Here is a 26,250-nt window from a genome sequence, read left to right on the forward strand (position 1 = left end):
GCTACCGCTGGCTGCCAGCGAAGCACCTGCGCCACAACCCAAGACAGCGGTACTAGACCCAGGATGCGGTGGATCCGGCTCCGCCGGTCCACCCGCATCGCCCCCTGGGGGGCGCCCGAAGGGCGTAGGGGGGGGCTATCTTTTTCCGCTGACGGCGGAGCCGGCGCTGGCGGAAAGGCGGCTGAAGAACAGCACCGACAGCATCATCGTGATGCCGATGACCAGGAAGCCGGGGATCACGTCGTAGGCGTCGAGCGTGGCGGTGCCGCGCGTGGCCATGCTGACCTTGAGCGCGAAGGCGGCGACGGCCACGCCCAGGCTGATGGCCAGTTGCTGGACCGCGCTGGCCATGCCGGTGGCACGCCCCATCTGGTCGGGGCCGATGTCGGCATAGGCCAGCGAGTTGACGCCGGTCAGTTGCAGCGACCGGAAGAACCCGCCCAGCAGCAGCACGATGATGATGACGGCATGCGGCGTGACCGGGGTGAACAGCACGCAGCCGATGATGGACGCCCCGGTCAGGAAGGCGTTGACCACGAGCGTGCGGCGAAAGCCGAAGCGCTTGATGATGGGGCTGGCGCTCATCTTCATCATCAGCGCGCCCAGCGCGCCGGCGAAGGTCAGCATCCCCGCGGCGAAGGGGCCCATGCCGAACGCCACCTGCAATTGCATGGCCAGCAGGAAGGGCACGGCGCCGACCGCGAGCCGGCAAAGATTGCCGCCCAACAGCGCGATGGAGAAGGTCGGGATCTTCAGCAGGCGGAAGTCCAGGATGGGATGGGGCGAACGCTCCGCGTGCCTGACATACAGCAGCCCGCACACGCCGCCCAGCACCAGCAGCCCCAGCAGCATGGGCGTCGACAGCACGCCGTGGCCCACGGCCTCGAAGCAGAACACCAGGGTGCCCAGGCAGACGGCGGTCAACAGGAAACCGATGACGTCCAGCGGCTGCGGCTGGCCCGCCTCGGTATCGTGGATGTAGCGCAGCGCCAGGATCACGCCCAGGACGCCGATGGGCAGGTTCATGAAGAAGATCCAGCGCCAGGAGCCGTACTCGACCAGGAAACCGCCCACCGCCGGCCCGAAGATGGGGCCCAGCAGCGCTGGCATGCTGAGAAAGGACATGGCGCGCACCAGTTCCGACTTGGACACGGTGCGCAGCAGCACGATGCGTCCCACCGGGACCATCATCGCGCCCGCGAATCCTTGCAGCATCCGTCCGGCCACCATCTGGCCCAGGGTCTGCGACAAGCCGCACAACGTGGAGCTGATGGTGAACAGGACAATGGCGGAGGCAAAGACCTGGCGCGCGCCGAACCGGTCGGCGGCCCAGCCGCAGATGGGCACGAACACGGCGGCGCTGAGCAGGTAGGCGGTGATCGCGACGTTGAGCCGGACCGGATCCGCGCCGAAGGAGTGCGCCATCGCCGGCAGGGCCGTGGCGATGACGGTGGAGTCCAGCATCTGCATGAACAGCGCGCAGCCGACGATGAGCGGCACGACCATGGGCGCGAGCCGCTGCGTGATGCGGGAGACGAAAGAAACATGATCGTTGGTGGACAAGGCCATGTCTTTCACTCCCCAAGGTGCCGCAGGGCTCCCACCGCGCGGGCGAGCGCGGCGCGGTCGTCGGGGTCGAGCGTGGTGATGCGGCCGGCCAGCCAGTCGGTGCGGCGCTTGCGCACCTCGGCAACCAGCTTGCGCCCCTCCGGGGTCACCGCCAGCCCGACACGGCGCTTGTCCGTATGCAGGGTCTGGTCGCGCTGGATGTAGCCGGCGGCCTCGAGCTGCTTGACATGGTTGCTCATGCTGGCGGCACGCATGTTCTCGCGGTTGGCGAGATCGTTGACACCGATGCCGGGTTCCTTGTCAATGGTCGACAACAGCATGACCATGAGCGGCGAGACGCCGAAAGCCTGGGTCTCGCGCCGCAGCAGCCTGTTCAGGCGCAGGATGGCGGGCCGCAATTGCGCGGCCAGATCGATCGCTTCGTTACCGGTGGGATCCAGCATGGTCCTGGCGGACGCGCGCGTGGGCGCCGCGTCCAATAAGTTAGTTAGTTGAACTAACTATATAGACGCGGGCCGGGAATTGCAAGCCCCGCCGCGGACCGGGATCCGCGCCGCCGTCACATGACGGAAGAGGCGCCGCCGTCGAGGTTCACGCTGGAGCCGGTCACATAGCTGGCCGCCCCGGACGCCAGGAAGACGATGACGTTGGCGGCTTCCTCGGCCTCGCCCACCCGGCCCAGGGGGATGTCCTGCGCGAACTCGCGGTACAGGTCGTCGGCATCGCGCCCCTTGGAGGCGGCGGTGCGCTCATGCTGCCCGGCCTTGATCTTGCCGATGCAGACCGCGTTCACGAGGATGTTGTCGGCCGCGAACTCGCGCGACAGCGCCTTGGTCAGGGCCAGCCCGGCGGCACGCGACACCGAGGTCGGCATCGAGGTGGCGGCGGGCTGCTTGCCGCCTATGGTCGAGATGTTGACGATGCGGCCACCCCCCTGTTTCTTCATGTGCGGGACGGCCAGGCGCGAACAGCGGATCGCCCCGTACAGCTTCAGTTCGAGGTCGGCGTCCCAGTCGGCGTCGCTGACCTTCAGGAACGGGCCGCGCATCGACGTGCCGGCATTGTTGACCAGGATGTCGATGCGGCCGAAATGGCCCGCGACAGCGGTGAAGAACCGCTCGATCTCTTCAGGCCTGGAAATGTCCGTCGCCAGCCCGAAGACATCGCCGCCCTTGGCGCGCAACAGCTCCACGGTGGCCGCGAGCTTGTCGGCGCTGCGCGCGCAGATCGCCACCCGGGCGCCCTCTTCCACGAATTTCAGCGCGGCCGCCAGGCCTATGCCGGCCGTCGCGCCCGTCACCACCGCCACTTTTCCTTTCAATCCCAGATCCACTTGTCGCTCCGTCACATAGAATCCAAACAGGGCGCGGCCACCGCCTCGCCCTCCATCCACCACCGCAATCCGCACCGCTATCCAGGCCTATCGCCATGCAGGCAGACTTTTACGACACCGGCATCATTCGCGCATTCCATGCCCATGTCTACTACGATCCCGCGACCACCCGCGACGTGGCCGCGGCCGTGCGCGAGGAAGCCATCGCGCGTTTTCCCCTGCGCGCCGGCCGCTGGCACGACGTGCCCGTCGGCCCGCATACCCAGGCGATGTACCAATTGCTGTTCGATCCCGGCGTCTTCGCCTCGCTCGTGCCCTGGCTGATGCTGAACCGGCGCGGGCTGGACGTGCTGGTGCATCCGGACACCGGCCTCCCCCGCCGCGATCACCTGGTCCACGGATTCTGGCTGGGCCGGGTGCTGCCGCTGAAGGCCGAGCGCCTGCCCGAGCGCGACGACTGAGCCTCCCTCACGCCGCGTTTTCCAGCCAGCCCAGCCGGGCGCCGGCCGCGGCGGTGATCTCGAACGAGCGCAGGCGCGCCGCATGGTCGTAGACCTGGGCGGTCACCATCAGCTCGTCGGCTCCGTGGCGGCGCGCGAACTCGTCCAGTCCGGTCTCGACGTCTTCCGGCGTCCCCACCACCGCACAGGACAGCGAACGCTCGATGTGCGCCTTCTCGGCTCCGCTCCAGATTTCCCCGATGTTGTCGACCGGGGCGTTCAGCTTGCCGGGCATGCCCCGGATCAGATTGACGAATTGCAGTTGCAGCGACGTGAACAGACGGTGCGCCTCGTCCCGGGTGTCCGCGGCGAACACGTTGATGCCCAGCATCACATAGGGCTGCCGCAAGGCCTCGGAAGGCTGGAAGCGCGTGCGGTAGAGATCCAGGGCCGCCGTCAGATAGCCCGGCGCGAAGTGCGAGGCAAAGGCGAAGGGCAGCCCCATCTGCGCCGCCAGCTGCGCGCTGAAAAGGCTGGACCCCAGCAGCCACAGCGGCACGTCCAGCCCGCCGCCGGGCACGGCCTGTACCGGCTGCCCGGGACTCGGCGCCTGGAAATAGTGCTGCAACTCGGCCACGTCCTGGGGGAAACGGTCGGCGGTATCGCCCTGCCCCCGGCGCAGCGCGCGGGCCGTGGCCTGGTCCGATCCGGGCGCCCGGCCCAGGCCCAGGTCGATGCGGCCGGGATACAGCGAGGCCAGCGTGCCGAACTGTTCGGCGATGACCAGCGGCGCATGATTGGGCAGCATGATGCCGCCGGCGCCCACGCGCATGTGCCGCGTCCCGGCGGCCACGTGGGCGATCACGAGGGCCGTGGCGGCGCTGGCGATGCCGGGCATGTTGTGGTGCTCGGCCAGCCAGTAGCGGCGATAGCCCCAGCGCTCGGCATGCCGAGCCAGGTCCAGCGTGTTGCGGAAGGCGTCGGCGGCGGTGCCGTCGGCGCAGATCGGTGACAGATCCAATACGGACAGTGCGGTCATTCTGCTCTCGTGCGAGGGATGCGCCCACCGGCGGAGCGGGCGATGGCCACGCTGCGTTAACCGTGGGTTGACGAGACTTGAAAAGACGTCGCTCGTCAGGCGGGGGGGCGCTCAATACACTCATCGTACCCTTCACCCCGGACTCCACTCGATGAAAACCTTACCCGCCATAAGCCTATGGACCGCGCTGGCCATCGCCGCCATGCCGGCCGCCCAGGCGCAATCCGGCGCTTATCCCACCCGTCCCATCAAGATGGTGGTCGGGTGGTCTCCCGGCGGCGCGACCGACCTGCTGGCCCGCATGGTCTCCACGGAGCTGAGCGCGCAACTGGGCCAGCAGGTGGTGGTGGACAACCGGCCGGGCGCCAATGGCACCATCGGCCACGGCCAGGTGGCGGCCGCCCCGGCCGACGGCTACACGCTGATCCTGGCCACCAACAGCACCTACGCCATCGCCGAGCACCTGTACAAGTCGCTGCCCTATCGGCACGAACGCGACTTCGCCCCGATCTCGCTGCTGGCCTCGAGCCCGCTCATCCTGGCCGTGCGCCCCACGCTGGAGGCAGGCGGCGTGAAGGAGCTGCTGGCGCTGGCCCGCAAGCAGCCCGGCCGCCTGAACATCGCATCGGGCGGCAACGGTTCGACCAGCCACCTGGCGGCCGAACTGTTCATGAGCCAGACCGGCATTTCGATGGTGCACGTGCCCTACAAGGGCGGCGGCCCGGCCAACAACGCGGTGGCCGCGGGCGAGGTCGACGCGGCCTTCCTGGACCTGGGAGTCGCCCTGCCGTTCGCCTCCGCCGGCCGCCTGAAGGCCATCGCCGTGACGGGCGCCGCCCGCTCGCCGCTGCTGCCCGAGGTTCCCACCGTGGGCGAATCCGGCGTGCCCAGCTTCGAGTCGACCACCAATTTCGCGCTGTTCGCCCCGGCCGGCACCCCGCGCCCGATCATCGATCGCCTGCACCAGGCCGTGCACAAGGTCCTGGCGGGCAACGACCTGCGCGACAGGCTGCGCCGGCAGGGCGTGGAAATCGTCGACGGCTCGCCCGACGAACTGCGCCGCGCGGCCTCCGCCGAAAGCGCCAAGTGGGCCCGCATCATCAGCGAACGCCGCATCGTGCTGGACTAGGATGGCATCGCTTCCCCACCCCGCGCTCGACGTCGCGGTCGTCGGCGCCGGGCCCATCGGCTGCGCCACGGCGGCCTACCTGCTTCGTCACGGACATCGTCCCTTCCTGTGGTCTCCCACCGCGGCGCGGCTCAAGCGCCACGGCGACATGGCCAGCATCGCCTGCACGGGCGCGCTGGACGGCGACGTGGAGATCGACCTGCTCGACGCGCCGGAGCGGCTGGCCCGCTTCGACACCGTCATTGTCTGCCTGCCCGGCAACGCCTATGCCGACGTGCTGGGACGGCTGTCGCCGCTGTGGCGCGACGGCCAGACCATCATTGTCAGCGGCGCGCTCAGCCTGGCGCCGCTCTGGCTGCGCGAGCGCGCGGCGCGGCGCGGCTGCGACCTGCATGCCGCCGGCTGGGCCACGACGCCCACCACCGCGCACTTCCTGCCGGACGGCCGCCTGCACGCGAATCCGCTGCGCCATCGCATCGACATGGCGGCGACCGGCGCGGGCGACCGCATCCTCGGGCTCTGCGCGGCCTTGCTGGGCGACCGCTTCGTCGATGCCGGCGATCTGCTGGCGCCGACGCTGGCCAACATCAATCCCATCGCCCACGCCGCCGAGGTGATCCCCAATCTGACCCGCATGGACCGGGGCGAGGACTGGCCGCTGTTCGGCTGCTTCACGCCGGTGGTCGGCCGGCTGGCCGAGGGACTCGACCGGGAACGCCTGGCCACCGCCGCGGCGCTGGGGTTCGCATTGCCCACGCTGGCCGAGCACTACAGCCGCTCCTACCATATCGAGGCCGGGCCGTTGCACGAGATGGCCGCCGCCATCCAGGCACGCGGCATGGGGCCCTCGGGCCCCGCGCGCCTCGACCACCGCTACGTGCTGGAAGACGCGCCCTTCGGACTGGCGTTCCAGGAAGCGCTGGCCCGGGCGGCGGGCGTGGAGTCGCCGCTGCTGTCGGCCTGCATCGACATCCTGGAAGCCGCCTACGCCCGCGACTTCCGGGCCGAGAACTTCCTGGTGGAGGAACTCGGGCTGGCCTCGGACGGCGTGTCGGCGCTGCGCAGCCGCTGCGCCGCCTCGCGCAGCGCCGACACGCCGCCGCGATGAGCGCCGCTGAAGCGATAGACCATCGCGATGGGGACCGGCGCGGGGAGATCCTCCATGCCGATCTCCACCAGGGTCCCGCGCCGCACGCGGTCCTCGATCACGCAGCGCGCCGCCAGCGTCACGCCCAGCGACTGCTCGGCCAGTTGCAGGTTGGTAATGGCATTGGTGGATTCGATCCGGGGCACGATGGGCGCCAGCCCGTGCTGCAGCATGACCTGCTCCACCATCATGCGGGCATTGGTCGGCCGCGGCGGCAGTATCCAGGCCTCGTCGCGCAGCGCCCGCCAGGCATGGCGCCGGCGGCGGTCCGCGGCCAGCGGATGCGCCGGCGCGCAGACCACGGTCCACTCCTCTGTGCCGATCTGTTCGATCACGAAACCGTCCGGTCTCAGGCCGCCGAGTTCGGACGGCGTATTCATGGTGACCAGCACGTCGAGATCGCCGGCTTCCAGCTTCTGGCACATGTCGGCCAGGCGTCCCTCCACGATACGCACGGGCGGCAGGCCGCCATGGGCCGCGAGGTCGCGCAGCAGGCGGGGCACCAGCGTCCAGGCGATGAACGGCGGCGCGCCCACCCGTATGCCCTGGTCGGCCGGCATGCCGTGCGCGGCCAGTTCATCCGCCAGTTGGGCCACCTCGCCCAGCAACACCCGCGCGCGCTGCACGATCAGGTCTCCGGCCGCGGTCGTGACCACACCCCGCGGCAGGCGATGGAAGACGGCGGTGCCGAACAGCGCCTCGACCTCGCGCAGCCCCTTGCTGACCGCCGCGGTGCTCAGGTGCAGCCGCTGGCCCGCCGCCCGCATGTTGCCGGCGTCGGCCAGGGTGCTGATGAGTTCGAGCTGGCGCATCCTGAGCGCGGCCAGCAACCGGTGTGTCGCATCGTGCATACGGATCGTCCTGACTGCCGGGCGCGGCCTCGCGCCCCCACCCGAGCATACCCCGTGGAGGCGGCATGACGCGCCGTCCGCCCGCCGTGCGCATCCTGGCCACCGGCGGCACCATCGCCGGCGCCGCGCCTTCGCCCTGCGACACCAGCGGCTACCGTGCCGGCGCCCTGCCGGTCGATGCGCTGCTGGCCGCCCTTCCCGCCCTGGACGACATCCGTCTCGATGCACGGCAACTGGCCTCGCTGGACAGCAAGGACGCGCTGCCCGGCTTCTGGCAGATGCTGGCCGGCGAACTCGCGCGGGCGCAGGCGGACCCGGACGTCGACGGCGTGGTGCTGACCCACGGCACGGACACCCTGGAGGAGACCGCCTGGTTCCTCCACCTGACGCTGGCGCTGGCCAAGCCGCTGGTCGTCACCGGGGCCATGCGTCCGGCCACCGCGGCTTCCGCCGACGGCCCCATGAACCTGCTGCAGGCCGTCCAGGTGGCGGCCTGCCCGCAGGCGGCGCGGCACGGCGTGCTTGCCGTCCTCAACGGCCGGATCCATCGCGCCCGCCATCTGCGCAAGACGCACACGCATCGCGTGGATGCCTTCGACAGCCCGGAGGCCGGCCCCGCCGGCTTCATCCAGGACGGATACGTCGGCTGGCTCTCGCCGGCCCACCGGCCCGCGCCGCGCTTCGCGCCGGAAACCCCGCTCGCGCCCGTGGACATCCTGTTCGACTATCCCGGCATCTCCACCGCGATGGTGGATGCGGTCCTGCGCGGCGGCGCGCGCGGGCTGGTCTGGGCCGGCTACGGCAACGGTTCGATCAGCGGCCGTATCGAACCGCTCCTGCGCGAAGCGGGCCGGCAGGGCCTGGCGGTCGTGCTCGCCACCCGCACCGGCGCCGGCCGGGTCGGACGCCCCGGCACGGACGGCTTCATCCAGGCTGCCGGCCTGGATCCCTACAAGGCGCGCATCGCGCTGATGCTCGCGCTGGCCGCGGGCATCCCGCCGTCGGACCTGCAATCCCTGTTCGACACGCTCTCCTACGAATGAATGATGCGGGCGGGGCGCCCGGGGTTTTCCCCAGCGCCCCATCGTTGAAAACGGCAACTTGTTACGGTATAGTTGATAAAGTCCATAGTTGATTTAAACAACAATCTGTTTTTCCCGGCAAGGACGCCCAGTCCCCGGGACAGCCCCATCGAGGAGACAGCATGAAGACCCGTTTCGCCCTTCAACTGGGAGCAGCCGCGGCTGCCGTGGCGATGACGCTGCCCGCCTGGGCGCAAAGCGATTCCGCGGCCAATTACCCGTCGCGGCCGATACGCATCATCGTTCCCTACACGCCCGGCGCGATCAATGACGTATTGGCGCGCCGCATCGCGCAGCAACTGTCCGAGGCGCTCAAGCAGTCGGTCGTCGTGGAGAACAAGCCCGGCGGCGGCACCGTCATCGGCACGGAATACGTCGCGCGCGCCGAACCCGACGGCTACACCCTGCTGCAGACGGCGGCTTCCCACTCGATCAATCCCAGCCTGGTCGCCAAGCTGCCCTACGATTCGATCAAGAGCTTCAGCTTCATCACCCTGGTGGGTACCTCGCCCTACGTGATGACCGCCACGCCCAGCCTGCCCGCCAACACGGTCCCCGAACTGATCGCGCTGGCCAAGTCGCAGCCTGGCAAGATCTCGTACGCCTCGACCGGCAACGGCGGCAGCGCCCACCTCATGGGAGAACTGCTCAAGGACATGGCCCAGGTCGACCTGATGCACATCCCCTACAAAGGCCTGGCCCAGGGCCTGAACGACGTCGCCAGCGGACAGGTGCAACTGACGTTCAGCACCTATACCGGCGCGATGGCCTACCTGCAACCCGGGCGCGTGAAGGCGATCGCCGTCACAGGCAAGGAACGCATGTCGGTACTGCCCAACGTGCCCACCATCGCCGAGACCCTGCCCGGCTACGATGCCTCGGGCTGGTGGGGCTACGTTGCGCCGGCCGGCACGCCCAAGCCCATCGTCGACAAGCTGAACCGTGAGTTGAACAAGATCGTGCAGTCCGCCGAGTTCAGGGAGCACTTCAAGTCCCAGGGCGTCCAGATGCTGGGCACCACGCCGGATGAATTCCGGAACCACGTCGAGCAGGAGATGGAGACCTGGCGCAAGCTGATCAAGAAAGCCAACATCACGATGGGCTGACCCGCCTGCCATGAAGATCGCCCGCTGGTCGCTGGATTTCTACCGCCTGCCCTACCGCCGCCAGGTGGTCTGGGCCAACGCGATCGAGGACGCGGGCGTCTACGCCCTGCTGCGCGTCCAGTCCGACGATGGCCTGGCCGGGATGGCCGAGGGCACCGTCAAGGCGACCTGGTCCGGCGTGTCGCCGGCCTCGCTAGCCGCGGCCTTCCGGGACCTGGTGATGCCTGCGGCCGCCGGCCTGGACGTTTCCGATCCGGCAACGCTGCGCCAGGCACTGGCTCCCCTGCCCGAGAACCGCATGGCCAAGGGCATGCTGGAAACCGCCTGCTGGATGCTGCGCGCCGCCCGCGCGAACCAGCCGTTGTGGCAATTCTGGAACGGCACGCCCGATGTCGAAGTGACCTGGACCGTGACCCGGCAGCCGCCGGAAGTCATGGCCCGCGAAGCTTCCGGCGCGGCCGAGCGCCATGGCATCCGCGCCTTCAAGATCAAGGGCGGGCAAGGCATGGACATCGATCGGCAGGCGCTGCGGGCCATCCGCCGGGCGGTGGGCGACGGCGCGGTCTTCAACGTGGACGCCAACTCGGCCTACACGCCGGGAGAGGCCGCGGCCTACTTGCGACTGCTCGAGGACGAAGGAGTCGAGACCGCGGAAGATCCCTGCCCGCTGCGCCCGGACGCCCATTTCGAGGCGTTGCAGCGCGGCACCGTCCTGCCCATCCTCGTGGACAGCCCCTGCGCCACGGCCGCCGATGCGGCGCTGTTCCTGGAACGGGGCGCGCGCGCGCTCAGCGCCAAGCCCGGACGCATAGGCATGACCGAGACGCTGGCCATCGGCGATCTCGCGCGCAGGCACGGCGCCCGCGTCGCCACCGGCATCTATGCGGAAAGCGCGCTGGGCACCCTGATCAACCTGCAGCAGGCCGCGGCCGTCCCGGCCGCCGACTGCGCCTTCGCGGCGGAACAGACGTTCTTCCTGACGCTGGCCGAGCAGATCGTGCCCGCCGAGCCGGTCATCCGGCGCGGCCGCGTGACGCTGCCGGCGTCCCCTTCCCTGGACGACTGGATAGACCTCGAACGGCTGGAGCGGCACCGCCTGCCGATGTCCGCGTCCTGAGGGACACAACGGGCGCCACGCGGCGCCCGGAACCCGATACGCGGTCCATCCGGCCCGGACGGGGGCTGTCGGCCACTGGCAATACACTACGGGAATCCGGTACGAGGCCCTGCGCCCTTCGGGCGGCGCGGGCGGACCGGCCGGGCCGGATCCGCCGTGCCCCGGGTCGACAACACCGCTTCGGCATAGATGATTGATATGACTCCGCCCGACATGTCCCTCGAACACCTGAGCACCGGGCTGGACGCCGGCCGCCTGACCAGCCGCGAGCTGGTGGAGGCCTGCCTGGCGCGTATCGCCGACCCATCCGGCGAAGGCACGCGCGTCTACACCCGCGTGGACGCGGACGGGGCGCGGCACGCGGCCGATGCGGCCGATGCCGCCCGGACGCGCGGGGAACGTACCCGGCGCCACGCGGGCATCCCCATTTCGATCAAGGATTTGTTCGACATCGAAGGCCAGGTCACGGCGGCCGGCTCGCGCGTGCTGGCCGATGCCCCGCCCGCCACGCGCGATGCCGCCGCGGTCGCCCGCCTGCGCGCGGCGGGCTTCGTCATCATCGGCCGCACGAACATGACGGAGTTCGCCTATTCGGGGCTGGGACTCAATCCCCACTACGGCACGCCGCTCAATCCCTACGACCGCAAGACCGGCCGGATCCCCGGCGGCTCGTCCTCGGGCGCGGCCGTCTCGGTCACGGACGGCATGGCCGCCGTGGGCCTGGGCACGGATACCGGGGGCTCCTGCCGCATCCCCGCCGCGCTCACAGGACTGACCGGTTTCAAGCCCACCGCGGCGCGCGTGCCCGCCACCGGCGCCTTTCCGCTTTCGACGACCTTGGACAGCATAGGCGGCATCGGCCACACGGTGAATTGCTGCGCCGCCGTCGACGCCGTCCTGTCGGGCGACCCGGCGTATCCGGACGAACAGGCGCCGCTTGCCAGCCTGCGCATCGGTGTGCCCCGGACCCTCGTGCTGGACGGCATGGACGGCAACGTCGCCGCGGCGTTCGAGGCCTCGCTGCGGCGGCTGTCGCAGGCCGGCGCCGCCATCGTGGACCTGCCTTTCGCGGAGCTCTCGGAGCTGGCGGCCATCAATGCCAAGGGCGGCTACACGGCCGCCGAGTCCTATCCGCTGCACCGGGACATGATGGCCCGGCATGGCGATCGGTACGACCCGCGCGTCAGGGTGCGCATCGAGAAAGGCACGCGGCTCACCGCCCAGGACATCGCCGCGCTGCACGCCCAACGGGCCGACTGGATACGGCGCGCGAGCCGGCACTTCGAGACGCTGGACCTGATCGCCTGTCCCACGGTGCCCGTCATCGCGCCGGCGGTGCGGGAACTGGCCAGCGACGAGGCCTATGGCCGGACCAACCTGCTGGTGCTGCGCAACCCGACCTTCGTCAACTTCCTGGACGGATGCGCCATATCCCTGCCCTGCCACGAACCAGGCACGGCGCCCGTCGGACTCATGCTGGCGGCCCTGGGCGGCCAGGACCGCCGCCTGCTGGCGGCGGCGCGCGCCGTCGAGGCCCTGCTCGCGGCGCGCTGACCCGGCGGACGCCTACTTGCGCCGCGCGAACTCCAGGTACTCGGGGTCGAAACTCATGCCCCAGCCCGGCGCGGTCGGAAGCGTGTAGAACCCATCCACGAACGGCCGTGCCGGCTGGTTCGCGATCAGCTTGTAGAAGAACGGATCGCGCCAGGGCAGCATGACTTCTGCATAGCGGCCGTTGGCCACGCCCGCCGACATCATCAGGCCGATCTGCGGCTCCAGGTGCTGCATGATCGATACGTTGAAGGCCGAGGCCAGCATCGCCACGCGCCGCCATTCGGTCGGACCGCCGCCCCAGCTGGCGTCGAAGTTGCAGATGTCGATGGCGCCGGCCACCAGCAGATCGCGGCAGCCGAAGCGCGACAGCTCGCTCTGCCCCGCGGCCACCGGCACGCCACCCACGGTCCGCACCACCGCCATGTCGGCGCGGTCGTTGTCCCAGCGGCAGGGCTCCTCGAACCAGGCCAGGTTCAGGTCGCGGGTCCGGCGCACGAACTCCAGCGCTTCCTCGCGGCTCCAGCCCTGGTTGGCATCGCAGGCCAGCACAAAGGCGTCGCCACCGGCCCGGCGCACGGTCTGGGCACGCAGGGCGTCCTCGGCGGGCGTCTTGCCGCCCAGCTTGAGCTTCAGGCCGTGGATGCCGAAAGCCTTCAGTTCGGCCACCTCGTCCGCCAGGGCTTCCAGGTCGCCGCTCTGGCGGTAATACCCGCCCAGCGCCACCACCGGCACCCGTTCGCGCGCGCCGCCCCACATGAGGTGCAGCGGCAGGCCGGCCAGCTTGCCCACGGCATCGTGCAGCGCGCTGTCCACGCAGGCCTGGGCCCGCAACGCCACCCGGCGGTCGCGCAGGAAAGGCTCGGTCGCGCGGCGCGTGGCCGCCCATGCGTCGTCGATGACAGCCACGCGGCGGCCCTTGAGCAGCGGCTCCAGTTCGTCATGGATGAGGCTGATGATGGCCGGCTGCAATTCGTCGTCGTTGCCGTTGAAGCACTCGCCCACCACGCCGGCGTCGGTGTGCACGCGCGTGACGATGGTGCAGCGATGGGTCAGCTTCAAGGTCGAACCCGTGGCCGGGCGCTCGAGTTCCACCCGCAGCGGAATGGTCTCGATGCGGGTGATGCGGGCGTCGACGAGGGCCGGCGCGCCGTCTTGTCGGATTGCGGAAGTCATATCGCTCCTTGGCCGGGCTCGAGTGCGTAGATCCGTTCGCACATGACCCGGCGCGTATTCTGGAAATGCGGGCGCACGCGGCTGCTCCAGTCGGTCGCGCGCACCGCCATCCACTCGGGATCCTGCTGGATCGCGGGCGTCGTGAGGTCATAGCAGGCCAGCGACCGCTGGCTGCCGTCGGCATTGTCCGCCACCAGCCGGCGCGCGCGCACGTTGCCAGCCACCGCGGCCAGCCCGGGCAGGTGTTCCTGCCCATACCAGCTCGACAGGTCCTCGGCCACTTCCGGGCGCACATCGGTCTCGACCACATAGTGATGCGTGGCCGGCTGGCCTTGCGAGACACCGGGCAGGTCCTGCACCGGCGACAGGACCAGGACGTCCGGCGCCTGGGCCGGCAGCAACCGCCCGGCCCGCTCGGCGATGGCGCCGGCCAGTTCCACCCCGCCGGGCCGGGCGGACCAGAAATACAGGTACAGCTGGGAACCGTCGAGCGCGCGATTGGCGTCCACGCGCTCGAAGCACCCGGGGTGGGCGGCCACGACCTCGGCCCCCAGCCGTTCGATGGCCGCCAGGTCGGCGGGCACCGGGGAATACCGCAACAGCACTGCGGCGGGTCTACTCATAGATGCATCTTCCAGAAGTCACGACCAGGCGCGTCAATCGGCCTGGATGCCGAGGCGCTTGATCAATTCCGCCCACTTGGTCGTCTCGCCGGCCAGGAATTTGCCGAAAGGCTCGGGTGACAGATAGGCCACCGACGCGCTCTCGGCCTCCAGGCGCTGGCGCATGTCCGGCTGGGCCAGGATATCGCCGATGGCCTTGCTCAGCTTGTCGACGATGGCCGGCGGCGTACCGGCCGGCGCCAGGATGCCCCACCAGTTGTCGCCGTCGTAGCCCGGCAGGCCCGCTTCCTGGACCGTGGGCACGTCGGGCAGCACCGGCTGGCGCTTGGGGCCGCTGACGGCCAGCGGCCGCAGGCGGTTGGCCTTGACGTGCGGCAGCGCCTGCAGCACGGTGCCGACCGACACCTGCGCATGGCCCGCGGCGACATCCGTCAAGGCCGCGCCCGCGCCCTTGTACGGCACGTGCGTCATGGAAATGCCGGCCCGGATCTCGAACAGCTCGCTGACCAGGTGCTGCGAACTACCCACGCCGGACGACACATAGTTGAGCTTGCCCGGGTTGGCCTTGGCGTAGGAAATCAGATCCGACAGCGTCTTGACCGGCAGGCCCGGGTAGACCGAGACCAGCAGCGGCGCGGTCGCCAGCCGGGCAACGGGAGAAAAGTCCTTGGCGGGATCGTAGGACAGCTTCTTGTACAGCGTCGAATTCGCCGTGTGCGGCGTCGAGATCAGCAGCAGCGTATAGCCGTCGGGACGGGCCTTGGCCACCACCTCGGTGCCGATGGTGCCGCCCGCGCCACCCCGGTTGTCGACGATGAACGGCTGGCCCAGCCGCTTGGTCAACTCCTCGCCGATCAGGCGGCCGACGATGTCGTTGCTGCCGCCGGGCGCGAACGGGATCACGATGCGCACGGGGCGGCCGGGATAGTCCTCGGCGCGCGCGGCGCCCAGCGTGGCGGCCAGTGCCACGGCAACCGCCGGGACCAGGAATTTGCGGGACATATGCATGGGGTCTCCTCGTGCATGCCGCCTTGGCGGTATCCCGCTGGCGGTGTTTCATCAAGAGGCGGCATTGTGCGCACGCATGCCGTTTTCATCAATAAAATAGCTTCTACATCTGATATCCACAAATTAAATACCATGGACCTGCAGCAGCTGGAATCCTTCGTGCGCGTGGCCGAACTCGGCAGCCTGACCCGCGCCGCGCTGGTGGCGGGTGTCTCCCAGCCCACGCTCAGCCGCCACATCCGCCTGCTGGAACTCGAGCTGAAATCCCACTTGCTGGTCCGCACCGGCCGCGGCGTGGAACTGACCGAATCCGGCAAATGCCTGCTCTCCTACGGCAACGCCATCCTGAAGCTGACGCGGCAGGCCCGCGCCGACATCCAGGCGCTGCGCGAACAGCCCACCGGCAGGCTGACCGTGGGCCTGCCCCCGCGTATCGCGCACGTACTGACGCCGGAGCTGGTCAAGCAATTCCGGCGCCTGTATCCGGAAGCATCGATTTCCGTTTCCGAGGGCCTGAGCGTCGCGCTGCGCGAAGACCTGATACTGGGCAAGATCGAGATCGCGCTGCTGTTCGATCCGCCGCCCAGCCCCCGGCTCGAATACCTCAGCCTGTACCGCGAGGACATGGTGCTGTGCGGGCGTCCCAAGCAAGCGTTCCCGCTGCCCGCCAGGCTGGCGGCCCGGGAACTGGAGCGGTATCCGGTCCTCGTGCCCAGCATTCCGAACGCCGTGCGCAACGTGATCGAGGCCGGCTGCCGGCCGCACGGCATCAAGCTGAACGTCGTGGCCGAGGTCGACGCCGTGCACACCTTGCTCAAGCTGGCGTTGAGCGGCCAGGGTTATGCGATCGTGCCGCGCAGCGCGGCGCCCACCGCCAGCCGGGTGGAAGGCGGTCCGTTCAGGATCTCCACCATCGCTTCGCCCCGCATGCGCAACAACCTCGTACTGGCCACCGCCCGCGAGCGCCCGCTGTCGCAACTCGCGCAGGGCACGGTGGCCCTGCTGGCCGCGCAGGACATCGGCCGCCTGCTCGACGCGGGACGGCGGATAGACGGATAGACTGGCCGGCTAGCGGATGCGGCCCGCTCCCGGTTTGTGGGACACCACGTCGCCGAACTCACGGGATTCGAGAATCGCCAGCCGCGCCTCGTCGATGACGGCCGCGTGTTCGCGGGCGCGGCGGCGGCGCTCCAGCAGGATCAGGCGCTTGGTCTGCGCCACCGCGGCCGCGGAGTTCGAGGCGATGCGCCGGGCCAGGGCCAGCGCGGCCGCGACGCTGTCGGGCACGACCTCGTCCACCAACCCGATGCGCAGCGCTTCCCGAGGTTCGATCAGCCGGGCCGTCAGCATCAGGTCCAGCGCGCGCGGCTCGCCCACCAGCCCCGGCAGGGTGACGGCGCTGACGCCCGAGAGCATGCCGTGCTGGACCTCGGGAAACCCCAGCCTGCCGGTCTCGGCGGCGATACGGAAATCGGCATGGATGGCCAGGGTCAGCCCCATGCCTATGGTGAAGCCGTGCAGCGCGGCCACGACCGGCTTGTGGAGTTCCACGCCTATGCCGGGGATCGCGTCCATCAGCGTCCGCGTGTCCACCATGGTGCCGGTGGCCTGCATCTCCTTGATGTCCGACCCCGCGCAGAAGGCCTTCTCGCCCGCGCCGCGCAGCAGCAACACCGATACGGCGGGATCCTGGGCGGCTTCACGCCAGATGCGGCCCAGTTCCCGCTTCGCGGGCACGTCCAGCGCATTCATGCGCTCCGGGCGATTGATGACGATCTCGTGAATGCCGCTGTCGAGCGGACGGTAGTCGATACCCATGCTGGCCTCTACGCGTGAATGGCGCCGGCGATACGTTGACAGGTCGACGCCGGCTATGCAAACTATACCTCATGTGTGAATAGTAAACATTATGTGCATATTATGCACTTTCAACCCAGGATGCCCTTACCATGAAAGCCGTCATTCTTTCCGCCTTCGGCGCCCCCGATACCCTGGAGATCCGCGAGATCCCCACCCCCTCGCCCACGGCCGGCGAGGTCCTGGTGCAGGTCAAGGCGGCCGGCATCTGCCATCACGACGTCCTGCATCGCGCGGGCAAGCTGCCGGGCGCGCGCGCCGGCGTTGTCCTGGGCCATGAGACCGCGGGCGAGGTCGTGGCGGTGGGCGACGGCGTGCTCACGCACAGCGTGGGAGACCCCGTGGTCATCTACCAGCGGCAGTTCTGCGGCCTGTGCCGCAACTGCCTGCGCGGCCGGCAGGACATGTGCCGGGCACTGGGCCTGCCCGCCGTCGATACCGTGGGCGGCTACGCGGAATATGTCTGCGTGCCCGCGCCCATGGCCATCCCCGTGCCGCGCGGCCTGCCCTGGGAAGCCGCGGCGCTGTCGTGCTGCCCGATAGGCACCAGCCTGCGCGCGCTGCGGACCCTGGCCGGCACCAATCCCGGCGATACGGTCCTCATCACCGGCGCCAGCGGCGGCCTGGGCATGCATCAGATCCAGATCGTGCGCGCCCTGGGCGCGCGTTCGATCGCCGTCACCTCGAGTCCGGCCAAGGCCGCGCATCTGCGGTCGCTCGGGGCGGACGAAGTGATCGTGGCCCCGGACCTGAAATTCAGCGCCCAGGCCTGGCAGCTCACAGGCAAGCAGGGCGTGGACATCGCCATCGACAACCTCGGCCTGTCCCTGCCCGAGACCCTGCGCAGCATGGCCCAGGGCGGCACGGTGGTCGTGCTCGGCAACATCGGCGGCCAGGCGGTGGACGTGCTGCCCGGCCTGTTGATCGGCCGCAGGATACGCGTCATGGGGTCGGGCAGCGGTACGCTGGAAGACATCCGCCAGGCGCTGGCGATGCTGGCTTCCGGCCAGATCCGCCCAGTGGTCTCCGCCACCTTGCCTTTTGACGAGATCCGCCGCGCCCACGAACTCCTCGACACCAAGGCCGTGGAAGGCCGCGTGATCATGCAGGGCTGGCTATGAACATCGGCGCCCTTCTTCGGCAGTGTGCCCAGCGCTGGCCCCGCCAGCCCGCGGTCGTGGACGCGCGCGACGGCAGCGTCCTCGATTTCCAATCGTTCGCCGCGCGCGTGTTCGGACTGGGCCACGCGCTGCGCGCGGACGGACTCGGCGACGGTGAACGCATCGCCATCCTGGGGGACAACACGCCCGCCTATCTGGTCTGGGACTATGGCGCGATGTCGGCGGGGCTGGTCCGGGTGCCGCTCGATCCGGCGCTCAGCGCCGACGAGCAGGCGGCGCAATTGGCCGACGCCCAGGCCAGCCTGCTGGCATACGGCGCCGAATACGGCGAACGCGCGCGCGAACTGGCTGCCCGCGTGCCCGGACTGCGGCTGCGCCCGCTGGAGGCCGACGCGGGCAGCCGCGAGACGCCCGCGGCCACCCCCGCCGCCGACGCCATGGCCTCGCTCAACTACACGGGCGGCAGCACGGGCGCCCCGAAGGCCGTGGTCATCACCCACGGCAGCATCACCTCCGCCCTGCAGAACATCGCCATGGCCCGCGGCCAGCATCCCGGCGACGTCATGCTCAACATGCGGCCGCTGTGGCCGATCGCCGCCATCATCGTGCTGGCCCAGCTGGCCGCGGGCGGCGCGGTCGTGCTTGCCGGCCGTTTCGAGCCCGTTCGATTCCTGGAACTGCTGGCCCATCACCGCGCCACCTCGACCTCCCTGGTTCCCACGCACCTGGTGCGGCTGCTGAAAGAAACCCGGCCCGCCGACCACGATCTGAGTGCGCTGCGCAGCATGGACGTGGGGGCGGCGGCCATTCCGCCCGACACCTTCCTGGCCGCCATCGAAGCTTTCGGACCGCGCTTGGGCATCCTGTACGGACTGACCGAAGCGTCGTGGAGCTGCTACCAGCCGCCGGACGCGCTGGCCGATCCCGCCGGCCGGGCACAGGCCGTGCGCAGCGTGGGCCGGCCGGTGTTCGGCTGCGAGATCCGCATCGAACACGATGGAAATCCCGCGCCGGCGGACACCGAAGGCGAAGTGCTGATACGCGGCGCGCACGTCGCGGCCGGCTACTGGCGGCAGCCGGAATTGACCGCCCGGGTATTCCGCGACGGCTGGTTCCGCACCGGGGATCTCGGCATCCTCGACGCGTCGGGCGTGCTGCGCATCACCGGCCGGCTCAAGGAAGTGATACGCAGCGGCGGCAAGTCCATTCTTCCGGACGAGGTGGAACGCGCGCTGTGCAGCCACCCGGCGGTGGCCGAAGCGGCCGCGGCCGGACTTCCCGACCCGGAGTGGGGCGAGATCGTCGGCGCCGCGGTCGTGCTGCGCGCGGGTGCGGCGGCCACGGCCGAGGAACTGATGGAACACTGCCGCCAGTCCTTGTCCGGCTTCAAGAAGCCGCGCGTGATCCGTTTCGCCCCGGCCATCCCCAAGTCCCACTACGGCAAGGTGCAGCGGGCCAAGGTACGTGCGCTGCTGGTGGACGAGGCCTGAGGACGCCAAGCCCGGGCGTTACTGCTCCGCGATATTGGCCAGCTTCACGATCTCGCGCGACTTGGCCGTTTCCTGGTCGATGAACGCCCGGAAACGGGCGCCGGACACGCCCGACGGTTCGAGCCCCTGGCGCTCGAACCAGGCGCGCGTATCCGGCTCCGCCACGAAGCGCTTGACGGCGGCTTCCAGCTTGTCCACCACGGGCGCGGGCAGGCCGGCCGGCCCCCACAACCCGTACCAGGTCGAAAAATTGACCTCGGGATAGCCCGCCTCGGCAAACGTCGGCACCTCGGGGGCCAACGCGCTGCGTTTGTTCCCCGTGACCGCCAGCGCCTTGAGCTTGCCGGCCTTGACCGGGGGCAACGACGTCAGCAGCGGATCGATCATGCCGCTGACCTGGCCGCCCATCAGGTCCACCAGCGCCGGCCCCGTGCCCTTGTAGAGCACGGTGGGCACGGCCAGCCCGGCCCGGTACTTGAAAGACTCCACCGCCAGATGGCCGGCCGCGCCGAAACCTCCCACCGCGAAGCTGTACCGGTCAGGCGCCGCCTTGGCCTTCGCCACGAAGTCCTGCACCGACTCGGCCGGCGCGGACGCCGGCGTGACGAACAGCAGCGGCCCCGACGCGACCAGCGCGAGATGCGTCAGGTCCTTGCCGGGATCGAAGGGCGGCTTGTCCTTCATGATGAGCGGATTGACGACCAGGGTCGACGCCGTGAACAGCAGCGTATAGCCGTCGGCCGGTGCCCTGACCACCGCATCGGCGCCGATGTTGCCGGAAGCGCCGGCGCGGTTCTCGACCACCACCTTCTGCGAGAACTGCTCGGACAGGCGCACCGCGAGCGTGCGCGCGACCGCATCCACCGCGCCGCCGGCCGCGAACGGCACGATCAGCCTGACCGGCCGGGAGGGGTATTCATCCGCCGCCGCGGGCACAGCGGCCAGCACGAAAAACGACGCAAACCAGTAAGCACGCAGGGACGGCATGGCCACAACCTCTCATGATCGTTGGTATTGTGCATATTACGCACTACAAGCTTGTAATACGCACTCAAAGATTAGCGATACCATGTCGCGACGTCAATGATTCCCGCTATCGTGCCCATGCCCCGCCAGCCCTCCACTTCCGCAGCGCCGCCCGGCAATCGGGTCCAGGTCATCGACCGGGCCATGCTCCTGCTCGACGTGCTGATGCGCATGCCGCGGGGCGCGTCGGCGCTCGAACTGGCCCAGGCGACGGAACTGGACCGCACCACGGTCCATCGCGTGCTGCGCACCCTGGCCTTCTGGGGCATGGTGCAAGCGCGGGAAGGCGTCTACGCCCTGGGGCCGAAGTGCCTGGTGCTGGGAACGGCCCAGCACGACCGGCTCGGCATACGGCGGGCCGCCCTGCCGCACGCGATCGAGCTGCAGGAGAAAGGCGTGGGCAAGCGCCGCGCGATCGTCTCGATCTCCGTGCCGGCGCTGGATGAAGTGGTGATCATCGAACGCATCTGGGCCCCATCCGTGCCGCTGAACATCATCACCGACATCGGCACCCATTTCCCGCTGGACGCCAGCGTGAGCGGACGCGCGATCCTGGCGGCCTGGCCGCGCGAGCAGGGCATCGCGCACGTGGGCGAGGAACGCTATGCCGCCGCCGCGGAACGGCTGGAGTCGATACGCGCGGCCCGGGGCCTGTCGTTCGGACTGAGCGAGATGCGGCCCGGCGTGGGGACGCTCGCATGCCCGGTGTTCGGCCGCGGCGGCGAGGCGGTGGCCGCGCTGATCGTGGCCGGGCTGGCGCTGGAGGAAGAACTCGATCCCGAGGCCCCCCTGGCCCAGCACGCGCTGCGCAGCGCGGCCAATATCTCGGCCGTGCTGCGCGCGAGCTAGCCCCGGGAAAGACCGTCCTTTTCGGTTAGTATTCCGGGTTCATGACCGTACTGACCTTCCTGCTGTTCCTCGCCTGCGTGGGCCTGTCGGCCTACTGCCAGAACCTTACCGGTTTTGCCTTCGCCCTGCTGCTGCTCGGCATGGTCGGCGCCTTCGGACTGATGCCCATTCCCGAGGCGGCCAACGTGGCCAGCGTCCTGAGCCTGGCGAACGCCTGGGCCTACTGGCGCTACAACCGCGTCACCTTCGACTGGCCCCTGCTGCGCCCCATCCTGATCAGCAGCCTGCTGGGCGTGCTCGGCGGCGTCGCGCTGCTGGCCTGGCTCAGCGCCAACGCGGTCACGACGTTGCGCCTGCTGTTGGGCGTGGCCATCATCGGCTGCTCCATCCTCCTGCTCGTGCAGGCCGCTCCCCGCTCCCAGCCGTCGGGCAAGCCGGCGCTCTGGTTCTTCGGCGTCCTGTCGGGGCTGCTCGGCGGCCTCTTCTCGACGTCGGGGCCGCCCATGGTCTATCACCTGTACCGGCAGCCCCTGGACCGGGATCTGGTGCGCGAGTGCCTGTTCATGATGTTCGCCGCCAGCGCCGCCCTGCGCCTGGTGCTGGTGTCCGCCAGCGGGCATTTCGAATGGCGTTCGCTGCTGCTGGGCGTCTGCGCCGTTCCCGTGGTCGCGGGCGTGTCGTGGTGGCAGGCCAAGCATCCGCCGCCGATCTCCCGGCGCACCATCGAATGGCTGGTGTGCGCACTGCTCATGTTGGCCGGCGCCAGCCTGATCTGGGCCAGCCTGAACAACTGAAACCGTTTATTGTGCATTGCACAACAAAAACCGGGCCATAACCCCCTTTTCCCCCGCCGTTGTAAGCAACTTCCCGCCGAGACATGCGAATCTGGTGTCACCGCTGCGATATCCGCAACGGGCACGCCTTCTCATCATCACAAGGAAGTCAAATGTCTTACGACAACGCTCTCCCCACCCGGTCCGGCCTGCTGCTGCCACTTTCCGAGCAAACCGCCGAGAACCTGCCCTTCATCGTCCGCATCGCCCGGGACGACGAAGCCATGGACAAAGCCATCACCATGCGGCAGTCGGCCTACGGCCGCCACGTGCCGGAAATCGCCCGCAACCTGGGCGAACCGGAACTTCACGACCACGATCCCGGCTCCGTCGTGCTGCTGGCCGAATCCAAGTTCGACGGCGCTCCGCTCGGAACCATGCGCGTCCAGACCAACATGTGCGGTCCGCTGTGGCTGGAACAATCGGTCACCCTGCCCGATTGGCTCTCGGGCTACGCCCTGGCCGAAGCCACCCGGCTGGGCGTCGCCAGCGAACGCATGGGCCGTGTCGCGAAAACGGCTCTTTTCAAAGCCTATTTCCTCTTTTGCGTGCAAGCTGGCATAGACTGGATGGTTATCGCCGGGCGGTCTCCGCTCGATCGCCAATACGAGGCGCTGATGTTCCGCGAGGTATTCCCCGGCCAAGGTTTCATGCCGATGCGCCACGCGGGCAACATCCCGCACCGGGTGCTGGCTTTCGAAATCTCGACGGCCGAAAAACGGTGGCGCGAAGGCAGCCATCCTTTGTATCAATTTGTGTTCAAGACCCATCATCCGGACATTCGCATCGATGGGAATTTGATTAACATTGACGCACTGCGCAGTGCTTCGCGGGAACGGGAAGACCTCCTTCAACCGCAGGCCTGATCCGGCACGATCGGCGGCCCGCCCGGGGGGCGGGCCGCCCACGAAACGAAAAGACCCCTCCTTGACAAGGCGAACATGCAGCCCCCTCCGGCGGAACCCTCTACCCGCATAGCCTGGGTTACAGCCAAGATCGACTGGTTCTTAAGCAACTTCTCGTATTACCTCGTGCCGGCCGCGATCTTCGTTTTCTCGCTGGTGGCGCTCACGCTGGAACACAGCATCTACGACACCAACGACAACCGCGTCCTGTCCTTCGCGGTGGTTGCCGACGACACGGGCCTGACCGCTTCGCAAGCGCTGACCGCCCTGGCTTCCAAACCCGGTGTCCAGTTCCACGACACCCGCCTGGCCGAAACGCCGTTCTGGTTCCGCTTCACCGCCCCGCCTTCGAACACGCCCCAAAGCGTGGAACTCCCCTCTCGCCATGCACAGGACATCTCATGCTGGAGCGCCACCAGCCTGGCGCCCCTGGGCACGGCCACGCGCGCCGGCACGTCCGGCAGCCTGCGATCGGTGAAATCCGGCTTCGCGCTGGACCTGGGCGCGCACCCGCATCCCCACGACGTACTGTGCCAGGCGCACTTCTCGGGGCCCGCCCGCATCACCGTCGAGGCCTGGCCCGAATCGGAGCTGGCGCTGTCCCATCTCGCCTATCACCACGCGACCGGCGTGCTCGAAGGCGGGCTGCTGACACTCACGGTGCTCACGCTGATGACGGCCCTGATCAATCGCGATGCGCGCTACCTGCTGTTCGCGATCTGGCTGGTCGGCAACCTGCGCCTGGGCGGCATCACCATGGGCTTCGACACGCAATGGCTGGAACGCACCATTCCCAACGAATGGATGGCGATGACCCGCAAGCTGACCATCGCCGCCTACTACATCGTCACCTACACCCTGTTCAGCCAGTTCATGCGGACCGAGCTCAGCCGCGTGGGCTACGGCTGGCTGCTGCGCGCGGGTTCGCGCTCCGGCCTGGTCCTGCTGGTCCTGGCCCTCGTCCTGAGCTTCGCCTCTTTCCTGCCCGCCATGTGGGTGGTGGCCTCGTTCGGCATCTTCGTCGTCATCTTCTTCCTGGCTCGCATCGTCGTCGTCACGCGTTCGCGCATCGCGCTCTGGTACGCCGCGGCGCTGGGCATCGTCCTGTTCTCCACCTTCTCCGAGGTCATCGCCGCGGCATTCGACTTCAAGGCCCTGGTCGGCGCGCTCAACAGCGTCACGGCCGCGCTGGCGTCCAGCCTCGTGGCGGCCTTCGCCTTCGCCGAGCAGATACGCGTGGAACGGATCGAACGCGAACATGCCGAGGCCGAGCTGCAACGCGCCTACGAAGTCACGCCCGTGGGCCTGTTCACGCTGGAACCCGACGGCCGGTTCGTGCGCGCCAATACCGCCATGCAGGAAAGGCTCGGCCTGGAGGGCCGGCCGCTGCATGAACTGCGCTGGCAGAACTACTTCGAACCGGGCGCGCTGGCACGGCTCAAGGACATCGCCGACCGCGGCGGCGAAGCGGAAATCCAGGCCCAGCCCATAGGCGGCATGGAGCCGCGCTGGTACCTGGCCAAGGCCACGCTGGCCCATACCCGGATCGAAGGCTCGCTGCAGGACATCACCGAGCGGCGCAAGGCCACCGAGCGGCTGCGCTTCCTGGCCAACAACGACACGCTGACCGGCGCGCTGAACCGCCGGGGCATCGAGCACATCCTCGAAGCCTCGCTTAAGCAGTTCGATCCGGCGCACCCGATCGCCCTGGCCTACCTGGACCTGGACCGCTTCAAGCTGATCAACGACCTGTACGGCCACCAGACCGGCGACGAAGTCCTCAAGCAGGTATGCCAGCGGGTCAAGTGGTCGCTGGGGGAAGACCACCACGTCGGCCGCATCGGCGGCGACGAGTTCATCCTGGTCCTGCGCGATACCGCCATGCTGCCGGCCACCGACCTCTGCCGCCGCATCATCAGCGACATCTGCGACATGCCGTTCCAGCTGCGCCGGCGCTCGTTCCAGGTCAAGATGTCCATCGGACTGATCGAGATCACGCCCAAGATGCGCGTCCAGGATGCCGTATCGGCGGCCGACCGCGCCTGTCGCGAAGCCAAGAAGGGCAAGCACGGCCACCTGGTCATCTACAAAGAAAACGCGCCCGCCTTCCAGGAACGCGCCGAAGAACTGCGGCTGATCGAAGAACTCGGCAGCACCTTCACGCCCACGGGCCTGTCGCTGGTCATGCAGCCCATCATGTCGCTGCGCGCGCCCGAGGCCTCGCTCGATTTCGAGGTCCTGATCCGCATGCAGGACTCCGCCGGCGCCATGGTTCCGGCCGGCAAGATCATCGCGGCGGCGGAGGCCAACGGCACCATCGGCGAACTGGACAAATGGGTGCTGACCTCGACGCTGGTCTGGCTGACCGAGAACCTGCCGCGCCTGCCCAAGACCCGTTTCGTCTGCGTCAACCTGAGCGGCGCGTCGCTGAACGACGAAGCCTTCATCGAGGATACCTTCCGCATCCTGTCGCGCTTCGGACCGGTGGTGAAATACCTGTGCATGGAGATCACGGAAAGCGTGGCCCTGCACGACATCGCCAACTCGCGCCGCTTCATCGACCGGCTGAAATCCTGCGGCGCCAAGATCGCGCTCGACGATTTCGGCGCGGGCTATACCTCGTTCTCGTACCTGAAAGAGTTCGCGGCCGACGCGCTCAAGATCGACGGCGGCTTCATCAAGCGCATGCACGAGCATCCCGCCAACTACGCCATCGTCGAGGCCATCGTCGAACTGGCGCGCAACCTCGGCATGCGCAGCATTGCCGAATGGGTGGAAGACTATCCCACCGTGGAAGCCCTGGCGGAGCTGGGAGTAGACTATGTGCAGGGCTGGGCCATCGCCAAGCCCATGGCGCCCGGGGAAATCCTGCGCGCCAGTTCTTCCGCGAGCTTCATCACCGACGAACAGGTCCGGGCATTCATCGCCGGCGGCGCCCAGCCGGGACAGCCGGACGGCATCTCCGCCTGGGGCCTGCATTGACGCGGAAAGGAAATCT

The 26,250-nt window shown here is 69.0% G+C and carries 23 protein-coding genes and 1 pseudogene; 14 read left to right on the forward strand and 10 right to left on the reverse strand.

The features are described from left to right. Nucleotides 1-135: 135 nt before the first annotated feature. From AC1Q6E_RS09390 to AC1Q6E_RS09400, 3 genes are all read right to left on the reverse strand, one after another. Nucleotides 136-1,569, reverse strand: a complete 1,434-nt coding sequence (locus AC1Q6E_RS09390) for a DHA2 family efflux MFS transporter permease subunit (RefSeq protein ID WP_152798557.1) — start codon at nt 1,567-1,569, stop codon at nt 136-138. A 5-nt stretch (nt 1,570-1,574) separates the two neighbouring features. Continuing rightward, nucleotides 1,575-2,012 (reverse strand): MarR family winged helix-turn-helix transcriptional regulator, encoded by a 438-nt coding sequence (locus AC1Q6E_RS09395; protein WP_152798556.1) that lies wholly within the window; start codon nt 2,010-2,012, stop codon nt 1,575-1,577. A gap of 116 nt (nt 2,013-2,128) precedes the next feature. Continuing rightward, entirely contained in the window at nt 2,129-2,917 is a 789-nt protein-coding gene (locus AC1Q6E_RS09400) for an SDR family NAD(P)-dependent oxidoreductase (RefSeq protein ID WP_296554994.1), read from the reverse strand. An 80-nt stretch (nt 2,918-2,997) separates the two neighbouring features. Between AC1Q6E_RS09400 and AC1Q6E_RS09405 the strand changes: the two genes are divergently transcribed. Next, on the forward strand, nt 2,998-3,363 hold the full coding sequence (locus tag AC1Q6E_RS09405; RefSeq protein WP_152798555.1) for a DOPA 4,5-dioxygenase family protein: 366 nt from the start codon (nt 2,998-3,000) through the stop codon (nt 3,361-3,363). Nucleotides 3,364-3,370: 7 nt separating this feature from the next. Here the strand turns inward: AC1Q6E_RS09405 and AC1Q6E_RS09410 are convergent, their stop codons facing one another. Next, a complete protein-coding gene (locus AC1Q6E_RS09410; protein WP_492572613.1) occupies nt 3,371-4,381 on the reverse strand; it encodes an LLM class flavin-dependent oxidoreductase in 1,011 nt (336 codons plus the stop codon). 151 nt (nt 4,382-4,532) lie between these two features. On the opposite strand from AC1Q6E_RS09410, the gene AC1Q6E_RS09415 reads away from it, so the two are divergent. Both AC1Q6E_RS09415 and AC1Q6E_RS09420 read left to right on the forward strand, forming a co-directional pair. Beyond that, nucleotides 4,533-5,510, forward strand: a complete 978-nt coding sequence (locus AC1Q6E_RS09415; protein ID WP_152798553.1) for a Bug family tripartite tricarboxylate transporter substrate binding protein — start codon at nt 4,533-4,535, stop codon at nt 5,508-5,510. Between the two features lies 1 nt (nt 5,511). Further along, a complete protein-coding gene (locus tag AC1Q6E_RS09420; RefSeq protein ID WP_492572614.1) occupies nt 5,512-6,618 on the forward strand; it encodes an NAD/NADP octopine/nopaline dehydrogenase family protein in 1,107 nt (368 codons plus the stop codon). A gap of 20 nt (nt 6,619-6,638) precedes the next feature. On the opposite strand, the pseudogene AC1Q6E_RS09425 reads toward AC1Q6E_RS09420, so the two are convergent. Continuing rightward, a pseudogene (locus AC1Q6E_RS09425) lies at nt 6,639-7,508 on the reverse strand (LysR family transcriptional regulator); the annotation flags it as partial. Between the two features lie 65 nt (nt 7,509-7,573). On the opposite strand from AC1Q6E_RS09425, the gene AC1Q6E_RS09430 reads away from it, so the two are divergent. The 4 genes from AC1Q6E_RS09430 (at nt 7,574) to AC1Q6E_RS09445 (ending at nt 12,367) form a co-directional block, all read left to right on the forward strand. Further along, nucleotides 7,574-8,551, forward strand: a complete 978-nt coding sequence (locus tag AC1Q6E_RS09430; RefSeq protein ID WP_492572615.1) for an asparaginase — start codon at nt 7,574-7,576, stop codon at nt 8,549-8,551. Nucleotides 8,552-8,712: 161 nt separating this feature from the next. Beyond that, complete coding sequence (locus tag AC1Q6E_RS09435; RefSeq protein WP_152798549.1) at nt 8,713-9,696, forward strand: tripartite tricarboxylate transporter substrate binding protein; 984 nt, start codon at nt 8,713-8,715, stop codon at nt 9,694-9,696. A 10-nt stretch (nt 9,697-9,706) separates the two neighbouring features. Further along, on the forward strand, nt 9,707-10,813 hold the full coding sequence (locus tag AC1Q6E_RS09440) for a mandelate racemase/muconate lactonizing enzyme family protein (protein WP_152798548.1): 1,107 nt from the start codon (nt 9,707-9,709) through the stop codon (nt 10,811-10,813). Between the two features lie 198 nt (nt 10,814-11,011). Then, on the forward strand, nt 11,012-12,367 hold the full coding sequence (locus AC1Q6E_RS09445; RefSeq protein WP_492572616.1) for an amidase: 1,356 nt from the start codon (nt 11,012-11,014) through the stop codon (nt 12,365-12,367). A 12-nt stretch (nt 12,368-12,379) separates the two neighbouring features. On the opposite strand, the gene AC1Q6E_RS09450 is transcribed toward AC1Q6E_RS09445, so the two are convergent. Genes AC1Q6E_RS09450 through AC1Q6E_RS09460 form a run of 3 tightly spaced genes read right to left on the reverse strand, consistent with a single transcriptional unit; the run spans nt 12,380 to nt 15,171 of the window. Next, nucleotides 12,380-13,540, reverse strand: a complete 1,161-nt coding sequence (locus AC1Q6E_RS09450) for a mandelate racemase/muconate lactonizing enzyme family protein (RefSeq protein WP_492572617.1) — start codon at nt 13,538-13,540, stop codon at nt 12,380-12,382. Next, complete coding sequence (locus tag AC1Q6E_RS09455; protein WP_152798545.1) at nt 13,537-14,163, reverse strand: DUF4286 family protein; 627 nt, start codon at nt 14,161-14,163, stop codon at nt 13,537-13,539. Before AC1Q6E_RS09455 ends, AC1Q6E_RS09450 begins: the two co-directional genes overlap by 4 nt. A 33-nt stretch (nt 14,164-14,196) precedes the next feature. Further along, nucleotides 14,197-15,171, reverse strand: coding sequence for a tripartite tricarboxylate transporter substrate binding protein (locus AC1Q6E_RS09460; RefSeq protein WP_152798544.1), 975 nt, complete (start codon nt 15,169-15,171; stop codon nt 14,197-14,199). A gap of 132 nt (nt 15,172-15,303) precedes the next feature. Here AC1Q6E_RS09460 and AC1Q6E_RS09465 point away from each other — a divergent pair, with 132 nt between their 5' ends. Next, nucleotides 15,304-16,230 (forward strand): LysR family transcriptional regulator, encoded by a 927-nt coding sequence (locus AC1Q6E_RS09465; RefSeq protein ID WP_152798543.1) that lies wholly within the window; start codon nt 15,304-15,306, stop codon nt 16,228-16,230. Between the two features lie 9 nt (nt 16,231-16,239). Here the strand turns inward: AC1Q6E_RS09465 and AC1Q6E_RS09470 are convergent, their stop codons facing one another. Then, entirely contained in the window at nt 16,240-16,989 is a 750-nt protein-coding gene (locus AC1Q6E_RS09470) for an enoyl-CoA hydratase/isomerase family protein (protein WP_152798542.1), read from the reverse strand. Nucleotides 16,990-17,120: 131 nt separating this feature from the next. Here AC1Q6E_RS09470 and AC1Q6E_RS09475 point away from each other — a divergent pair, with 131 nt between their 5' ends. Further along, a complete protein-coding gene (locus AC1Q6E_RS09475; protein WP_152798541.1) occupies nt 17,121-18,149 on the forward strand; it encodes an alcohol dehydrogenase catalytic domain-containing protein in 1,029 nt (342 codons plus the stop codon). Beyond that, on the forward strand, nt 18,146-19,639 hold the full coding sequence (locus AC1Q6E_RS09480) for a class I adenylate-forming enzyme family protein (RefSeq protein ID WP_152798540.1): 1,494 nt from the start codon (nt 18,146-18,148) through the stop codon (nt 19,637-19,639). Before AC1Q6E_RS09475 ends, AC1Q6E_RS09480 begins: the two co-directional genes overlap by 4 nt. An 18-nt stretch (nt 19,640-19,657) precedes the next feature. Here the strand turns inward: AC1Q6E_RS09480 and AC1Q6E_RS09485 are convergent, their stop codons facing one another. Continuing rightward, the gene (locus tag AC1Q6E_RS09485; protein WP_152798539.1) at nt 19,658-20,626 is read right to left on the reverse strand and encodes a tripartite tricarboxylate transporter substrate binding protein; all 969 of its coding nucleotides are present in this window, start codon (nt 20,624-20,626) and stop codon (nt 19,658-19,660) included. Between the two features lie 96 nt (nt 20,627-20,722). Between AC1Q6E_RS09485 and AC1Q6E_RS09490 the strand changes: the two genes are divergently transcribed. From AC1Q6E_RS09490 to AC1Q6E_RS09505, 4 genes are all read left to right on the forward strand, one after another. Beyond that, complete coding sequence (locus AC1Q6E_RS09490; RefSeq protein WP_152798538.1) at nt 20,723-21,514, forward strand: IclR family transcriptional regulator; 792 nt, start codon at nt 20,723-20,725, stop codon at nt 21,512-21,514. A gap of 41 nt (nt 21,515-21,555) precedes the next feature. Continuing rightward, on the forward strand, nt 21,556-22,308 hold the full coding sequence (locus tag AC1Q6E_RS09495; RefSeq protein WP_152798537.1) for a sulfite exporter TauE/SafE family protein: 753 nt from the start codon (nt 21,556-21,558) through the stop codon (nt 22,306-22,308). A gap of 152 nt (nt 22,309-22,460) precedes the next feature. Further along, entirely contained in the window at nt 22,461-23,213 is a 753-nt protein-coding gene (locus AC1Q6E_RS09500; RefSeq protein WP_152798536.1) for a hypothetical protein, read from the forward strand. Nucleotides 23,214-23,288: 75 nt separating this feature from the next. Continuing rightward, nucleotides 23,289-26,234 carry a putative bifunctional diguanylate cyclase/phosphodiesterase gene (locus tag AC1Q6E_RS09505; protein WP_152798535.1) on the forward strand — a complete coding sequence of 982 codons (2,946 nt, stop codon included), beginning with the start codon at nt 23,289-23,291 and terminating at the stop codon, nt 26,232-26,234. The last annotated feature ends 16 nt before the right edge of the window (nt 26,235-26,250 follow it).

The sequence above is a fragment of the Pigmentiphaga sp. MLSB6-MA01 genome, assembly GCF_058793475.1.

Bases quoted from the DNA above. Each gene is read 5' to 3' on its own strand.
- AC1Q6E_RS09390 (WP_152798557.1), bottom strand. From the start codon at position 1,569: ATGGCCTTGTCCACCAACGATCATGTTTCTTTCGTCTCCCGCATCACG.
- AC1Q6E_RS09395 (WP_152798556.1), bottom strand. From the start codon at position 2,012: ATGCTGGATCCCACCGGTAACGAAGCGATCGATCTGGCCGCGCAATTG.
- AC1Q6E_RS09405 (WP_152798555.1), top strand. From the start codon at position 2,998: ATGCAGGCAGACTTTTACGACACCGGCATCATTCGCGCATTCCATGCC.
- AC1Q6E_RS09410 (WP_492572613.1), bottom strand. From the start codon at position 4,381: ATGACCGCACTGTCCGTATTGGATCTGTCACCGATCTGCGCCGACGGC.
- AC1Q6E_RS09415 (WP_152798553.1), top strand. From the start codon at position 4,533: ATGAAAACCTTACCCGCCATAAGCCTATGGACCGCGCTGGCCATCGCC.
- AC1Q6E_RS09420 (WP_492572614.1), top strand. From the start codon at position 5,512: ATGGCATCGCTTCCCCACCCCGCGCTCGACGTCGCGGTCGTCGGCGCC.
- AC1Q6E_RS09430 (WP_492572615.1), top strand. From the start codon at position 7,574: ATGACGCGCCGTCCGCCCGCCGTGCGCATCCTGGCCACCGGCGGCACC.
- AC1Q6E_RS09435 (WP_152798549.1), top strand. From the start codon at position 8,713: ATGAAGACCCGTTTCGCCCTTCAACTGGGAGCAGCCGCGGCTGCCGTG.
- AC1Q6E_RS09440 (WP_152798548.1), top strand. From the start codon at position 9,707: ATGAAGATCGCCCGCTGGTCGCTGGATTTCTACCGCCTGCCCTACCGC.
- AC1Q6E_RS09445 (WP_492572616.1), top strand. From the start codon at position 11,012: ATGACTCCGCCCGACATGTCCCTCGAACACCTGAGCACCGGGCTGGAC.
- AC1Q6E_RS09450 (WP_492572617.1), bottom strand. From the start codon at position 13,540: ATGACTTCCGCAATCCGACAAGACGGCGCGCCGGCCCTCGTCGACGCC.
- AC1Q6E_RS09455 (WP_152798545.1), bottom strand. From the start codon at position 14,163: ATGAGTAGACCCGCCGCAGTGCTGTTGCGGTATTCCCCGGTGCCCGCC.
- AC1Q6E_RS09460 (WP_152798544.1), bottom strand. From the start codon at position 15,171: ATGCATATGTCCCGCAAATTCCTGGTCCCGGCGGTTGCCGTGGCACTG.
- AC1Q6E_RS09465 (WP_152798543.1), top strand. From the start codon at position 15,304: ATGGACCTGCAGCAGCTGGAATCCTTCGTGCGCGTGGCCGAACTCGGC.
- AC1Q6E_RS09470 (WP_152798542.1), bottom strand. From the start codon at position 16,989: ATGGGTATCGACTACCGTCCGCTCGACAGCGGCATTCACGAGATCGTC.
- AC1Q6E_RS09475 (WP_152798541.1), top strand. From the start codon at position 17,121: ATGAAAGCCGTCATTCTTTCCGCCTTCGGCGCCCCCGATACCCTGGAG.
- AC1Q6E_RS09480 (WP_152798540.1), top strand. From the start codon at position 18,146: ATGAACATCGGCGCCCTTCTTCGGCAGTGTGCCCAGCGCTGGCCCCGC.
- AC1Q6E_RS09485 (WP_152798539.1), bottom strand. From the start codon at position 20,626: ATGCCGTCCCTGCGTGCTTACTGGTTTGCGTCGTTTTTCGTGCTGGCC.
- AC1Q6E_RS09490 (WP_152798538.1), top strand. From the start codon at position 20,723: ATGATTCCCGCTATCGTGCCCATGCCCCGCCAGCCCTCCACTTCCGCA.
- AC1Q6E_RS09495 (WP_152798537.1), top strand. From the start codon at position 21,556: ATGACCGTACTGACCTTCCTGCTGTTCCTCGCCTGCGTGGGCCTGTCG.
- AC1Q6E_RS09500 (WP_152798536.1), top strand. From the start codon at position 22,461: ATGTCTTACGACAACGCTCTCCCCACCCGGTCCGGCCTGCTGCTGCCA.
- AC1Q6E_RS09505 (WP_152798535.1), top strand. From the start codon at position 23,289: ATGCAGCCCCCTCCGGCGGAACCCTCTACCCGCATAGCCTGGGTTACA.